General features: G+C 65.7%; 16 protein-coding genes. 11 read left to right on the top strand and 5 right to left on the bottom strand.

Going from position 1 to position 14075, the window contains the following annotated elements:
• On the bottom strand, positions 1 to 327 hold a 327-nt coding region (locus ACYQ6T_RS03260), incomplete at its 3' end, for a YkgJ family cysteine cluster protein (RefSeq protein ID WP_459827540.1).
• Positions 324 to 1010: a tRNA (guanine(46)-N(7))-methyltransferase TrmB gene (gene trmB / locus ACYQ6T_RS03255; RefSeq protein WP_459827537.1), complete on the bottom strand. Its 687-nt coding sequence runs from the start codon at positions 1008 to 1010 to the stop codon at positions 324 to 326. The genes ACYQ6T_RS03260 and trmB, both read right to left, overlap by 4 nt.
• Positions 1011 to 1114: 104 nt before the next feature.
• Between trmB and rpmE the strand changes: the two genes are divergently transcribed.
• From rpmE to pgi, 3 genes are read left to right on the top strand one after another with little or no spacing between them, the layout of a single operon-like run.
• Entirely contained in the window at positions 1115 to 1327 is a 213-nt protein-coding gene (gene rpmE, locus ACYQ6T_RS03250; RefSeq protein ID WP_459827534.1) for a 50S ribosomal protein L31, read from the top strand.
• Positions 1328 to 1340: 13 nt separating this feature from the next.
• On the top strand, positions 1341 to 3107 hold the full coding sequence (locus tag ACYQ6T_RS03245; RefSeq protein ID WP_459827531.1) for a hypothetical protein: 1767 nt from the start codon (positions 1341 to 1343) through the stop codon (positions 3105 to 3107).
• Positions 3104 to 4801 (top strand): glucose-6-phosphate isomerase, encoded by a 1698-nt coding sequence (gene pgi / locus ACYQ6T_RS03240; protein WP_459827528.1) that lies wholly within the window; start codon positions 3104 to 3106, stop codon positions 4799 to 4801. The genes ACYQ6T_RS03245 and pgi overlap by 4 nt, the downstream gene beginning before the upstream one ends.
• On the opposite strand, the gene orn is transcribed toward pgi, so the two are convergent.
• Positions 4765 to 5328: an oligoribonuclease gene (gene orn / locus ACYQ6T_RS03235; protein ID WP_459827525.1), complete on the bottom strand. Its 564-nt coding sequence runs from the start codon at positions 5326 to 5328 to the stop codon at positions 4765 to 4767. The two genes, pgi and orn, sit on opposite strands and share 37 nt — an antisense overlap.
• Before the next feature lie 79 nt (positions 5329 to 5407).
• On the opposite strand from orn, the gene ACYQ6T_RS03230 reads away from it, so the two are divergent.
• Positions 5408 to 5746 (top strand): c-type cytochrome, encoded by a 339-nt coding sequence (locus tag ACYQ6T_RS03230; RefSeq protein ID WP_459827522.1) that lies wholly within the window; start codon positions 5408 to 5410, stop codon positions 5744 to 5746.
• A complete protein-coding gene (rsgA, locus tag ACYQ6T_RS03225) occupies positions 5743 to 6651 on the top strand; it encodes a ribosome small subunit-dependent GTPase A (protein ID WP_459827519.1) in 909 nt (302 codons plus the stop codon). The genes ACYQ6T_RS03230 and rsgA overlap by 4 nt, the downstream gene beginning before the upstream one ends.
• Here rsgA and ACYQ6T_RS03220 read toward each other — a convergent pair.
• A complete protein-coding gene (locus tag ACYQ6T_RS03220; protein WP_459827516.1) occupies positions 6626 to 7807 on the bottom strand; it encodes an acetyl-CoA C-acyltransferase family protein in 1182 nt (393 codons plus the stop codon). The two genes, rsgA and ACYQ6T_RS03220, sit on opposite strands and share 26 nt — an antisense overlap.
• Before the next feature lie 40 nt (positions 7808 to 7847).
• Entirely contained in the window at positions 7848 to 8687 is an 840-nt protein-coding gene (locus tag ACYQ6T_RS03215) for an IclR family transcriptional regulator (protein ID WP_459827551.1), read from the bottom strand.
• 109 nt (positions 8688 to 8796) lie between these two features.
• Here ACYQ6T_RS03215 and ACYQ6T_RS03210 point away from each other — a divergent pair, with 109 nt between their 5' ends.
• From ACYQ6T_RS03210 to maiA, 6 genes are all read left to right on the top strand, one after another.
• Complete coding sequence (locus ACYQ6T_RS03210) at positions 8797 to 9762, top strand: MBL fold metallo-hydrolase (protein WP_459827514.1); 966 nt, start codon at positions 8797 to 8799, stop codon at positions 9760 to 9762.
• An 80-nt stretch (positions 9763 to 9842) separates the two neighbouring features.
• The gene (locus tag ACYQ6T_RS03205; RefSeq protein ID WP_459827511.1) at positions 9843 to 11522 is read left to right on the top strand and encodes an FAD-dependent oxidoreductase; all 1680 of its coding nucleotides are present in this window, start codon (positions 9843 to 9845) and stop codon (positions 11520 to 11522) included.
• 17 nt (positions 11523 to 11539) lie between these two features.
• Positions 11540 to 11764, top strand: a complete 225-nt coding sequence (locus ACYQ6T_RS03200) for a DUF2783 domain-containing protein (RefSeq protein WP_459827508.1) — start codon at positions 11540 to 11542, stop codon at positions 11762 to 11764.
• Between the two features lie 16 nt (positions 11765 to 11780).
• On the top strand, positions 11781 to 12335 hold the full coding sequence (locus ACYQ6T_RS03195) for a VOC family protein (protein WP_459827505.1): 555 nt from the start codon (positions 11781 to 11783) through the stop codon (positions 12333 to 12335).
• A 15-nt stretch (positions 12336 to 12350) separates the two neighbouring features.
• Positions 12351 to 13376, top strand: coding sequence for a fumarylacetoacetate hydrolase family protein (locus tag ACYQ6T_RS03190; protein ID WP_459827502.1), 1026 nt, complete (start codon positions 12351 to 12353; stop codon positions 13374 to 13376).
• Positions 13373 to 14029: a maleylacetoacetate isomerase gene (gene maiA / locus ACYQ6T_RS03185; protein ID WP_459827499.1), complete on the top strand. Its 657-nt coding sequence runs from the start codon at positions 13373 to 13375 to the stop codon at positions 14027 to 14029. Before ACYQ6T_RS03190 ends, maiA begins: the two co-directional genes overlap by 4 nt.
• The last annotated feature ends 46 nt before the right edge of the window (positions 14030 to 14075 follow it).

Here is a 14075-nt window from a genome sequence, read left to right as displayed (position 1 = left end):
ATGAGTGAGCGGCGGCAAACCGTGCCGCCGGCGCGCCCGGGCACACGCCTCGTCACCGACCCCCAAAGGGGCGAGTGGCGCAAACTCCCGGCACGGTGACGGCCGCAGGGAATAGACGGCGCAGTGGACGCTTACGCCAATTTCGCCAACGAGCGCGGCGCAGCGGGGAGACGCGTCGTCGGTACCGCGCATTCGCACCAACGTTCGGGTCACCGGCACCACCCACGGAGCAAGAGGAGCCGCTTCGCTCACGTGGAAGTCGACCCGAAAAGCGGCACAGCAGGCACCACAACGCAGGCAGGGATTTGCCGACTCGATCTGCTTCATGGGGTGCTCCTTCGCTCGGAGAGGTTTGCAGTGACCCGGTAGAGGCTTTGATGCGAGTCGTGGTATTTGCGTTCAAAGGGGGTGAGCGGCTCGCCTTGCGGCACGAAGGGGGTGACGGTCGCGGCCACACCGCTCTCGTGCAACGCCACGGCAAGCTCCTCGGCAAAGACCGGCCAGTTGGTTCGGCACTCGAACTGCCCGCCCAATTCGAGCACCGTAGGCCAAACAGGGTGGGCATACCACCGGCGTTTGAGGTGCCCGATCTTCGGCCAGGGGTTGGGATAGAGCCACCAGTGGGCTAAAAGGGGGACGCGCGCCTCGGCAAGGAGGCGCCAGAAATCGATCACGTCGGCACGAAGAAAGAGGAGGTTCTCTGGCCAGAGCGCCTCTGGGAGGGGTTTTCGCCGGTTGAGCCGCTCCTCGGACTGGTCGACACCGACCACCAGCGCTTCGGGATGGTCGCGCGCGAGCCGCAGCGAAGACCAACCGACGCCGCAGCCGGAATCGAGAATCACCGGCGTGCGGCCATCCCACCGTTCCCGAAACCGTTCGAATGCCGCCAAGTTGTAGGGGGCGTAGGGTTTGCGAAAGGGGGTAGCGAGGTGGCGCCGAACCACCGCGACGAGCTGCGTGTGAACCCCTTGTTGGGCGCTTGTGGGGATACGGGAGATGCCATAACTCATGGCGCGCGATTTTATTGCTTTTTTTCCCTTTTTTGGCGATAATTCCGTTTTCCCCTGATTCATCGGCGGCCACAATCGCCGTCGGCCTATTGCGAGGTAACCCCATGAAAGAAGGAATCCATCCTGACTACCACGAAGTGACCGTCACCTGCTCGTGCGGCAACAGCTTCGTCACCCGCTCCACGTACGCCAAACCGACGCTGCACGTGGAAGTCTGCTCGAACTGCCACCCCTTCTACACGGGCAAACAGAAGATCGTCGACACCGCTGGTCGTGTCGAGCGCTTCCGCCAGAAATACGGTCAGATGGTTCGCTGATCGGTAGCCTTCGGTGGCCCAGGCCTTGGGCCACCGCACGGTTGCGATGTTCTTCGATCCGCCCCCATCCCGCGAACCGGCGCTCTGGGAGCGGCTCCTCTTCGGCACGCTGGGTGCCGTTCTTCTTTTTACCCTTTACGCGCTCGTTGGGCTCCACCACGCGCCGTGGCTCGGCGAAGATCTCCGCCACCTCTGGTCGGCGTGGGCCGTCGCGCACGGTCAGCTGATCCCGGACGCGCTAACCCACCCCGATCTCATCCCATGGGGCCCCCTCTATGGCTGGAGCGCAGCGCTCTTGGGTTCGCTCGCCGAAGTGGTCGGCGTCCCCTTTCACGACGGGAGCCGGCTCGCCACCCCGTTGTGGCTCGCTGTGCAAACGCTCCTCGTTACCGACGCTGTGCGGCGAATCGCCGGTCGAAATGGCGCGATCGTTGCGGCAATCGCCGCCGCAACGCCATTAGGGTGGCTCATCTTTGGCCACCTCCATTCGAGTGTCGCGGCAGTCTCCGCCGCCGTCGCGTGGCTCCTCTGGGGAAGTGTCGCCATTGAGGCACGCTCCCTCCGTCTCTTGCATGGACTAATCGGCGCAACGCTCCTCTTCTGGAGTAGCGGCATTCCGGGGTTGATCCTCGCCCTCGGCGCGCTGCCGCTTATCCTTCGCCGCGCCGCAGTAGCTCCCCGTACCTCGGCGCTTTCCCCGGTGCTTGCCGCGTACCCCGGTTTCCTAACCCAGACGACCCCGCCGTCCCTCCGGAACAGCCGCCGTTTGCCCGCTTGGTTTGCCGCCACTGTTGCTGCGCTTCTCGTGCTCGCCACTGCGGCGCTCCTGTTCCTCTTGCCCGACGCCGTGGCGTGGGCCCGCGCGACCTTCGACACCGTCGCGCTCGACCCGCGACGCGGGTTCGACGCGCTCCGCTCGCGCGGGGGCTGGACCCTCTGGCCGCTCTGGTTGGTGGTGTTTTGGCCCAATCGCCTCTACGAACTGTGGCGGCTCCCCGAGGTTGCCCCCATCGCGCTCTGGCTTCTCTGGCTCCTCCTCGCCACCCTCGTCCTCTTTCCCGTAAGCGAAAGTACGCTGCTCCTCCTCACCGCGCCGCTCGCGTGGGTGGCCACCGTGCGGCTGCTGCGCTTTGGTCCGAGCACGTCGGCAGCGTTTGCCTCGTTTACGCTCGCGATGACGCTCGTGCTCCTTGTGCTCGTCGCGTTGGTCACCAGCGCGCAACTCCTCGACTGGCCGCCGGGATTGGCGCGTTACGTGGCACGGGTCGCTCCCGATTTTCGCCTCGACGCGGGACCGGTACGGCTCACTGCTGCTGCGGCCGGTCTGCTTCTCTGGGTGCTGCTCATCAAGCACCTGCCGCGGCAGGCGGTGCGCGCCGCAGCCCATTGGCTGTTGAGCGTGGTGCTCATCTGGTGGCTCACCGTGCTCCTCCTCTTTCCGTGGATCGACGCAGCACGCGATCTTGCCCCCACGGTGCGCACCCTGTGGCACCATCCCGTTGTCGCCGCCCATCAGTGCCTTGCCCCGCACCCGCGGATGGGGGCCGATGTTGTCGCGGCGCTCAGCTACTACGCCCCCGCACAGGGTAGAATCGCCGCTGATTGTCCGCTGGTCACTGTGCGGCTCAAAGCGCGGGCGCTCGACCCGGCGTGGCGACGGTGGATCATCGCCCAAGCCGTACGGGGGAGCGGCAACCGCACCGAGTGGTGGATCGTCGTCCCTCTGAGCGCGCCGCCGCTCGCCGCCCTGAAGCAAAGTGACGAGGAGGAAACCCCATGAGCGAAAAGAGCCGCAGTAACCCCGATCCCCTTGTGCGCTTCTGGCGGCCACTGGAAAAAACGGGCGAACACGCCGAGCTGCTCGCCGCGGCTGAGCCGTGGCGAACCTTCCCGATCCGGGAACACCTCGCCGCCGACCCGGCGCGGGTGGCGGCGCTCACCTGGAGGATCGGTGAGTGGACCGCCGACCTCAGCAAGCAGGCGTGGGACCGGTCAGTGGTCGAGCGGCTCGTTGCCCTTGCGGAGGCGGTGGGGCTCCAGCAGGCGATCGCCGCCCTCTTTGCTGGCGAAGCGCTCAACTTCACCGAGAATCGGCCGGCGCTCCACATGGCTTGCCGCGGGGGAGCGCCCGTACCCGACGCCGACCGCGCGCGCTTTGCCGAGAGTGAGGCGCACTTCGCGGCACTGGTCACCGCCTACCGTGCGGGTCAGGTCACCGGGGCGAGCGGCGCAACGCTCGACACCGTCGTCAACCTCGGTATCGGCGGCTCCGACGTCGGCCCGCGCCTCATTGCCGAGGCGCTCGCCCATTGGGGCTATCCCCAGCACGGGCGCGTGCGCTTTGTTGCCAACATCGATCCGAACGACTTCACCCGGGCAACCGCCGACCTCGACCCGGCGCGCACCCTCTATGTCGTCACCTCGAAGAGCTTCTCGACCGCTGAGACGCTGACGAATAGCCGTCTTGCCCGGTTGTGGCTCTCGGAGGGGCTCGGAATGGCGGCTACCGACCCGCGCCTCAACCGCCATTTCGTCGCGATCACGAGCGCCCCGGCAAAAGCCGAGCAGCTCGGGTACGACCGCGACCGGATCCTCTGGCTCCCCGAGTGGGTCGGGGGGCGCTATTCGCTCTGGTCGAGTGTCGGGTTGCCGATCGCGCTCACCTACGGCATGGAGCCTTTTGCCGAACTGCGCGCCGGGGCGGCTGAAGTCGACCAGATCTTCCGCACCACCCCGCTTCTGGACAATCTCCCCGTGATCCTTGGGCTCCTCGGGGTGTGGCTCGCCACCTACCTCGACCAGCAACAGTACGCGCTCCTCCCCTACGCGCAGGGGCTGCAGCTCCTGCCCGCGTGGTTGCAGCAATTGGAAATGGAGAGCAACGGCAAGCGGGTCCGCCGCGACGGGTCTCTGGCTCCCTACCCCACCGCGATGGCCGTCTGGGGGATGGTGGGAACGCTCGGGCAGCACGCCTTCCACCAGTGGTTCTACCAGGGAACCCGGCCGATCGCGCTCGAATTCGTTGCGTTCGCCGACGCCGCGGCACAAGAGGGGAATAGCGCGCTTGCCGCGGCGCGGCGCAAAGCAGCGTGGGCGCTGGCGGCCAACGCGATCGCGCAAGCCGAGGCGCTCCTTGTCGGCCGGTCGCGCGACGCAGCGTATCAGGCGCTCCTTGCCCGCGGCGTCGCGGAGCACGATGCGGAGCAGCTTGCGCCCCATCTCGAGATTCCAGGGAACCGCCCGAGCACTTTTCTCATGGCCCGCTCCACCGGGGCGAGGGCACTCGGGCAGCTCTTGGCGCTCTACGAACACGCGACCTTTGTGCGCGGCTTTCTCTGGGGAATCAACCCCTTCGACCAGTTCGGCGTCGAGCTCGGCAAGGAGATGGCGCGGGGGCTTACCACGTCGGAAGAGACCCCGCACGACCCGTCGACGGCTCAGCTGCTCGCGCTGTTGAAAAAGGCAGCGCGGTAACGGCGCAACTCCTCGATCGACTCGAGAATGTCCGCAAGCGCCGTATGGGCGCTCTCTTTTTGGAAGCCCTTCAGAACCTCGGGCGCCCAGCGCTTCGCGAGCTCCTTGAGGGTGGAGACGTCGAGGTTGCGGTAGTGGAAATAGGCCTCCGCCTTCGGCATGTAGCGGTAGAGAAAGCGGCGGTCCTGGCAGATCGAGTTGCCGCACATCGGGCTTTGCCGCGGTGCCACGTACTGCGCCATAAAGGCGATCATCCGGGCTTCGGCTTCGGCTTCAGAAACCGTCGACGCGCGCACGCGGTCGATCAACCCCGATCGGCCGTGGGTCTTCTGGCACCACTCGTCCATCGCCGCGAGCACCTCGTCGCTCTGGTGGACCGCAATCGGCTCCAGCACCCCGACCACATTCAGCGCATTATCGGTCGCAACCAGCGCCACCTCCAGAATGCGGTCGTTGTCGGGGTCGAGCCCGGTCATCTCCATGTCGATCCAGATGAGGTAGGGGCTTACCTGCTCTTGGTCGCTCATCGTCGTCCCATCCTATTTGCCTTCCAAAACCAACCGCGCTATGATGACACAACAGAGGGAAAAGACGGAGAGACACCCCATGAAACGGACCGCCCAACCCTGGCATCTTCCCCTCACCGCAGCGGCGCTCCTCTTTACCGAGACCGGCATCGGCGCCGACCCCTTCCCCAACGCCAATCTCGAACAGGGCCAAGCGTTTCACGACGAGCTCTGTGTCGCCTGCCACACCCGCCGCTTTGGCGGCGAAGAGGGTTCGGGGGCCTACCTGCGGGAGAACCGCCGGGTCAAAAGCCCCGACGCGCTCACCCAGATGCTCACCGCCTGCACCACCAACCTCCGGCTCGAGCTCTTTCCGGAGGATGAATACCACATTGCAGGATACCTCAACCGGCGCTTCTACCGCTTCGGTCTCGAATGAGCCCGCGAAAGGAGCAGTGCGAAGAGGGGATCGTCGTCGCCGCGCACGGGCGCCACTTTTGTGTCCAGCAGACCCCCAGCTTCTCGGCACCCCTGATCCTTGCCCACACCCGCGGCAAACGAAACGACTACGCGTGCGGCGACCGGGTGCTTTTTCGTCGGGTTACAACAGACCGGGCAGTGATCGAAGCGCGCCAACCGCGCACGACGCTGCTTTACCGCGCCGACGCCGTACGGGAGAAGCTCCTGGCGGCGAATGTCGACCTCGTGGTGGTCGTGACCGCCGTCGAGCCGAGCTTCTCGCCGGAGATCGTGAGCCGCTGTCTGGTTGCCGCCGAAGCGGAGGGAATCGCGGCGCTCATCCTCCTCAACAAGTGCGACCTCCCAGGCGTCTCCGCAGCAGAAAAGGCGCTCGCCCCGTTTGTCGCCGCAGGTTACCCGGTGCTCGCCCTCTCCGCCCACCAGTCGGTTGCTCAGCTCGCTGAACGGCTCGACGGGCACCGCGCCGTGCTCGTCGGCCAATCGGGAATGGGGAAATCGACGATCGTAAACGCCCTCATTCCGCACGCCGAGGCCCGCATCGGCGAGATCTCCCGCGCGCTCGACTCAGGCCGTCATACCACCACCTTTATCCGTCTCTACCCCTTTGGGAGCGGCTGGGTCATCGATAGCCCGGGACTTCAGCGCTTCGGTTTGGCGCACATCGACGAGCAGATGCTTCCCAAGACCTTCCCCGAATTTCGCCCCTACCTCGGGCAGTGCCGTTTTCGCGATTGCCGCCATGACGACCAGACGCCCGGCTGCGCGATCACCGCCGCGGTAGCTGCGGGCAGAATCGCCGTCGAGCGCTGGCGCCACTTCGTCACGTTGAGCGAGGAGCTCAGAGCCGTTCGAAGATCGCGGTGATCCCTTGCCCGCCGCCGATGCACATCGTCACGAGCCCGTACCGGCCGTTGATGCGGCGCAACTCGTAGAGCAATTTGGTGGTCAGAATCGCACCCGTCGCCCCCACTGGGTGGCCGAGCGCGATCGCCCCCCCGTTTGGGTTGGTCTTCGCCGGGTCAAAGCCGCACTGTTTGAGCACGGTGAGCGCCTGGACCGCGAACGCCTCGTTCGATTCGATGACGTCGATATCGTCAAGGGTAAGCCCTGCGCGCTTCAGCGCCACTTGAGTGGACGGAATCGGCCCCTCTCCCATCACGTCGTTCGGCACCCCCGCGACGGCATAGGAGACGAGGCGGGCGAGCGGCTGCAACCCCCGCTTTTCGGCGACCGAGGCGTCGGTCAGCACCAGGAACGACGCGGCGTCGTTGATCCCCGAGGCGTTGCCGGCGGTGACCGTCCCATCTTTCTTGAAGACGGGTTTGAGTTTCGCCAAGCTCTCCATCGTCGTCTCGGGTTTGGGGTGTTCGTCGGTGTCGAAAACGACCTCCCCTTTGCGCGTCTTGATGGTGACCGGCACGATCTGCTCTTTGAACCGCCCTTCCGCGATCGCCCGGGCGGCGCGACGCTGCGACTCCAGCGCAAAGGCGTCCTGCTCCTCGCGGGTAATGCCGTATTTCTGAGCGAGATTTTCAGCGGTGACCCCCATGTGGCCGACGCCAAAGGGGTCGGTGAGGACGGCCACCATCGCGTCGATCGCCTGGGTGTCCCCCATGCGGGCACCGTTGCGGAGCGCCGGCAAGAGATATGCGCCGCGCGACATCACCTCCACCCCGCCGCCGACCGCCCAATCGACGTCACCGAGGAGAATCTGCTGCGCCGAGGTGACGATCGCCTGGAGCCCCGAACCGCACAAGCGGTTCACCTGCATCGCCACCGAATTCATCGAACAGCCCGCCTGGATCGATGCGACCCGCGGCACGTAGGCGTAGCGCGCTTCCGTGGGAATGCAGTTGCCCACGGTAATGTACTCGATGAGATCGGCTTCGATCTGCGCGCGCTCGATCGCCGCTTTCATCACGATCCCGCCGAGATCGGCCGGTTCGATGCCGGAAAGGGTCCCGCCGAAGGTCCCGATTGCCGAACGGACTGCACTGACGACAACGACTTCACGTGCCATTTTTCCCTCCCTTAGGTTGAGTTTGAGTAGAAGTACCAATTTACCACGAAATGATCGGATCAGAAGGGGTGGTCTCCTGCGCTTCGCTCTGCGGCTCAAGCTTGCGCGGATCCCCACCCACCCGCTCGGTAATCGTCTGCGCCGCCTGGCGGACTGCCTGCGCCATCGGCCCATCCCACGCAGGGTCGAACGACTCCTGTGGCCCCAACACTGTGAGCGCCAACGCAAGATGCCCATTGTGGTCGAAAACCGGGGCGGAGAAGGCGTTGATCCCGGGAATCGGTTGCCCAACGACGCGCGCCATCGCGTGGCGCCGCACCTCGGCCACCTGCTCTTCGACAAAGCGGCGCGAGATCCTGAGCCGCTCGCGCCCCCCGGCAAGGCGCTGCAACTCGCGCTCGATCAGCGGTTCGACGAGGCGCGGCGGAAGGTAGGCGGCAAAGACCCGTCCCGTCGCGGTGGTCAAGAGCCCCATCACCGTTCCCGGACGCATATTGACGTGGATCGCCCGCTGGCACTCCTCGACATCGACGATTGTCGCCCCGAGATTCCCCCAGACGGCGATCGCCACGTTCTGCCCCACCGCGTCAGCGAGTTGCGCCGCCACCTCGTTCGCCACCCGCACCGGGTTGAGCGCGTGCAGCGCCGCCAACCCCATCCGCAGCGCGAACGGCCCCAACTTGTAGCGGCCGGTGAGCGGGTCCTGCTCCACCAGCCCCAGTTTGCCGAAACTGACCAAGTAGGGGTGGGCTTTCGCCGGGGTCATCCCTGCTGTCGCCGCGAGATCCTTCAACATCATCGCGGCACCTGCCTCGGCAAGCACCCGCAACAACTGCCCTCCGACCTCGACCGATTGGATTCCTCGCCGTTCCGTCGCCATGTTCACCTGATCCTCTTTGCCGAACGATGTTCGATAATATCAAATCTATTGACAATTGTTGAATCTCGCGCTAAGCTGGTAAGAGAAAAGTCTCTCAAGGAACCCAACTATGACACAGAAAGCCTTTGCCTCGGTAGCCGATCTGGAAGAAAAAGCCGTCTCGTTCGTGCAGCTCTCGGAACACGCGTGGGCCTATACCGCCGAAGGGGATCCCAATACCGGCGTGGTGATCGGCGATGACGCGGTGATGATCATCGACGCGACCGCCACTCCGGTAATGGCCCAGAGCGTCATCGCCAAAGTGCGCGAAGTGACCGACAAACCGATCAAATATGTGACGCTCACCCACTACCATGCGGTGCGGGTGCTCGGTGCCTCTGGGTACAAAAAGGAGGGGTTGGAGCAGATCATCGCCAGCTACCCCACCCTGGAGCTCATCCGCGAACGGGGGCAAGCCGACATGGAGTCAGAGATCGGCCGCTTTCCTCGCCTCTTCCGCGCCGTCGAGAGCATCCCCGGTCTCACCTGGCCGACGCTCGCCTTCAAAGAGGAGATCACCCTGTGGCTCGGGGAGCTCGAAGTCCGCATCTGGCACCCGGGACGCGGCCACACCAAAGGGGATACGGTCGTCTGGCTCCCGCAAGAGAAGGTGCTCTTCTCGGGCGACCTGCTTGAAGCCGAGGCCGCCTGCTACACCGGGGACGCCTACTTGAGCGACTGGCCGGAAACCCTTGCGCGGCTCGAAGCGCTGGGCGCCGAAAAGGTGGTCCCCGGCCGCGGCCCGGCGCTCACCACGCCCGAGGCGATCGCCAACGCTTTTGCCTACACGCGCGACTTCGTCACCACCCTCTTTGCTGCCGCGCAAGAGGCGGTGGCGCAAGGGCTCGACCTCAAAGGGGCGATGCGGATCGCACGCGAACGGATGGACCCGAAATTCGCCCACGTCTTCATCTACGAACACTGCCTGCCGTTTGACGTCACCCGCGCCTTTGACGAAGCGAGCGGCATCCGCGACCCGCGCGTCTGGACCGCCGAGCGCGACCAGGCGATGTGGCACGCGCTGCAAGAGGCTTGACCGACCACACGAGAAGAAGAGACCCGACGCCGTTCCGTTGCCGCCGCACCACTCGTCCCTAACCAAAGGAGGTGATCGCGATGCTCAAAACCTACACCTACCCGAAGTTCCCGTTTGTCCGACCGCCGGAGCTCGACCAGCACGACGCCACCCGCCACGTCCCGGTGGTCGTCGTCGGAGCGGGCCCCGTCGGGATGTGCGCCGCGCTCGATCTGGCGCAAAAGGGCAAACCGGTGCTGCTCTTGGATGACGACGACACCGTCTCGATCGGCTCGCGCGGCGTCTGCTACGCCAAGCGGGCGCTCGAAATACTCGACCGCCTGGGCGTTGGCGAACGGGTCACCCAGAAGGGGGTCTCGTGGAACGTCGGCCGCACCTTCTACCGCAACGACGAAGTCTTCTCGTTCAACCTCGTCCCTGAACCCGACCACCACCGCCCCGGGATGGTCAACCTGCAACAGTATTACCTCGAGGAGTACCTCGTCGACGCCTGCCGCGCGACGCCCGGACTCGAGATGCGGTGGAAAAACCGCGTGATCGCGGTCACCCCCGGAGCAGATCAGGTGGCGTTGCGGGTCGAAACGCCCGAAGGGGCCTATTCGCTCACTTGCGACTGGCTGATCGTCGCCGACGGCGCCCGCAGCCCGATCCGCCACATGCTCGGCCTTGAGGTCGAAGGGAAGATCTTCCTCGACCGCTTCCTCATCGCCGACGTGGTGATGAAGGCCGATTTTCCCGCTGAACGGTGGTTCTGGTTCGACCCCCCGTTCCATCCGGGGCAGTCGGTGCTCCTCCACAAACAGGCCGACAACGTCTGGCGGATCGACTTCCAACTCGGTTGGGACGCCGACCCCGAGGTCGAAAAACAGCCCGAACGGGTGATCCCGCGCATCCGCGCGATGCTCGGGGACGAGCGCGAATTCGAGCTGGAATGGGTGAGCGTCTACACCTTCCAGTGCCGGCGGATGAACCGCTTCAACCACGGCCGCGTCCTCTTTGTCGGCGACGCCGCCCACCAGGTCTCGCCGTTCGGGGCGCGCGGGGCCAACTCGGGCATCCAGGACACCGATAACCTGATCTGGAAGCTCAACCTCGTGATCGACGGCAAAGCCCCCGCGACGCTCCTCGACACCTACAGCGAGGAGCGCACCTATGCGGCCGACGAGAACATCATGAACTCGACGCGCAGCACCGACTTCATCACGCCGAAAGGTCCGGGCAGCAAGACGATGCGCCAAGCGGTGCTCACCTTGGCGCGCCACTACCCCTTTGCCCGGAAACTCGTGAACTCCGGCCGCCTCTCGGTGCCGAGCTTCTACGTCACCTCTTCACTCAACACCCCCGACCGCGACCCCTTTGCCGGACGGATGGTGCCGGGTGCGCCGATGGACGACGCGCCGGTCGCCACCCCCGACGGTCGAGCCGACTGGCTCCTCAACTGGGTGGGCAACCGCTTCCAGCTCCTCTACTATGTCGACGACGCCGCTGCGATCCCTCCCGAAACGGCAGCGCTCCTCACCCGCTGGGCGATCGCGCCGGTCCCGATCGAACCGCTCGTCGTCGCGCAGCGGGGCGTCGCGCCGGAGGGGATCGCCACCCTCCACGACGTCAAAGGGCGGGTCCGCGAACGCTACGACCTTGCCCCCCAAACCACCTACCTGCTTCGCCCCGACCAACACGTCGCCGCCCGCTGGCGCACGCCCGACGTTGCCGCGATCGACGCTGCGCTTGCCCGTGCCACCTGCCGCGACCGCTGGTAACGAAAGGAGTCCTGACGATGCTGCTCAACACCCAACCCAATTTCCACCACCCGGAGAAGCGCTACTTCTACGACTACTCGCCGGGCGACGACTTCTACGCGCTCCTCATCGACGCCCACCGCGACCTGAGCGACGAGAAGAGCGCCCTGTTGAACGCCCGCCTCGTGCTCCTCTTGGCGAACCACATTGGCGACCTGCGCATCCTTGAAGAGGCGATCGCGATCGCGAAAGCCGAGCTCTAACCTGGGAGAAACTGCCATGAGCCTGATTCGGAAAATCCACCACGTCGCTTACCGCTGCAAAGACGCCTACGAGACTGCGAAGTGGTACGAAAAGCACCTCGGAATGCGCCTCATTCTCTCGATCGCTGAGGACGAGGTCCCGTCGACGAAAGAGCCCGACCCCTACATGCACATCTTTCTCGACGCTGGAAACGGCAACATCCTCGCCTTCTTTGAACTCCCCACCCGCCCGCCGATGGGGCGCGACCCCAACACCCCGGCGTGGACGCAACACATCGCGTTCGAGGTGGGGTCGCTCGAGGAGCTCCTTGCGACCAAAGCGCGGCTCGAAGCTGAAGGGATCGAAGTGGTCGGCCCCACCGACCACGCGCTCTTCCAGTCGATCTACTTTTTCGACCCCAACGGCCACCGGATTGAACTCGCGGCGAACACCCCGCGCCCGGGGATGCTTGAAGCGCTCGACGCGGTGAAGTGGGAGATGCTCGAAGAGTGGCGGGCCACCAAGCGCGCCCCGCACCACGCCCGGTGGATGCACGACGGCCGCTACCGGACGATGTTCCCCGAAGCGTAGATTACGGAGCAGAAGATGAAACTTGCGACCCTCAAAGCGGGCGGACGCGACGGCACGCTGGTCCTCGTGTCGCGCGACCTCACCCGCTGCCAAGCGGTTCCGGAAATTGCCCCGACGCTGCAGCGGGCCCTCGACGACTGGGCGACCATTGCGCCGCAACTCGCGGAGGTTTACGAGGCGCTCAACGCTGGCGCGGCGCGCCACGCCCAACCCTTCGACCCGCGCCGCTGCGCCTCGCCCCTGCCGCGCGCCTACCAGTGGGCCGACGGCTCGGCCTACCTCAACCACGTCGAACTCGTCCGCAAGGCGCGCGGCGCCGAGATGCCGCCGTCGTTCTACGACGACCCGCTGATCTACCAAGGAGGGTCGGACAGTTTCATCGGCCCCTACGACCCGATCCGCGCGCGCGAATCGTGGGGCATCGACTTCGAAGCGGAGGTCGCGGTCGTCACCACCGACGTCGCGATGGGGATCGACCCGATCGCCGCCCGCGATGCGATCGCGCTCGTGATGCTGGTCAACGACGTGAGTCTGCGCCACCTCATCCCGGGGGAGCTTGCGAAAGGGTTCGGCTTCTTCCAGTCGAAACCGGCGAGCAGCTTCTCCCCCGTCGCCCTCACCCCCGACGAGCTGGGCGACGCGTGGCGCGACGGTAAAGTCCATCTGCCGCTCAGGGTCGCCTACAACGGCCGCCTCTTTGGCTATCCCAACGCCGGGGTCGACATGCAGTTCGACTTTGGCCGGCTCATTGCCCACGCCGCGATGACCCGCGACCTCGCTGCGGGGTCGATCATCGGCTCCGGCACCGTCTCGAACAAACAGGGGGGGCTCTACGGCTCGAAGGTCGAAAATGGCGGCGTGGGCTACTGTTGCATCGCCGAGGTGCGGATGCTCGAGACGATCGAAACTGGCGCGCCGCAAACCCCCTTCATGAAAGATGGCGACACCGTCGCGATCTGGATGACCGACCGCGACGGCAACGACCTCTTCGGCCGCATCGAAAACCGCGTCGCGGCGCTCCCCGAGGAGTCACCGCGATGATCCGCCTCTACAGCTACTTTAGGAGCTCCGCCGCCTACCGCGTGCGGATCGCGCTCGAGCTCAAGGGGCTCTCCTACGAGATCGTGCCGGTAAATCTCCTTGCGGGCGAGCAGAAGAGCGCCGAACACCGCGCCCGCCATCCAGCGGGGCTGGTGCCGGTACTCGAATTTGCCGACGAGACGGGAAGCGGGATGCTCACCCAGTCGCTTGCGATCATCGAGTTTCTCGACGAGCGCTACCCCACCCCCCCGCTCTTGCCCGCCGACCCCTTCGCCCGCGTGCAGGTACGCGCGATCGCGCAACTGATCGCGTGCGAGATCCACCCCGTCAACAACCTGAGGGTCCTCAACGCCCTCACCGGCATGTTGGGGGTGAGCGACGAGGCGAAACTCGCCTGGTACCACCACTGGATCCACGAGGGGCTCACGGCGCTCGAGGCGATGCTCACCGCCCCCACCAACCCGGGCGGCCCTTTTGCCTGGGGCGAGACCCCCACGCTCGCCGACTGCTGCCTCATCCCCCAGCTCTTCAACGCCCGCCGCTACGGCTGCGACCTCACCCCCTACCCACGGCTCGTTGCGATTGACGCGGCGTGCCAAGCGCTCCCCGCCTTTGCCCGCGCCGCCCCCGCCGCGCAACCCGACGCGCGGTAAAAGAAAGTCCCCACAGACGGGAGAGCGGGAGGTGATCGCTGAGAAC

This window comes from Hydrogenophilus islandicus (assembly GCF_054657095.1).
The sequence above is the reverse complement of the archived record's forward strand: the minus strand, read 5'-3'. Positions and strand labels throughout refer to the sequence as shown.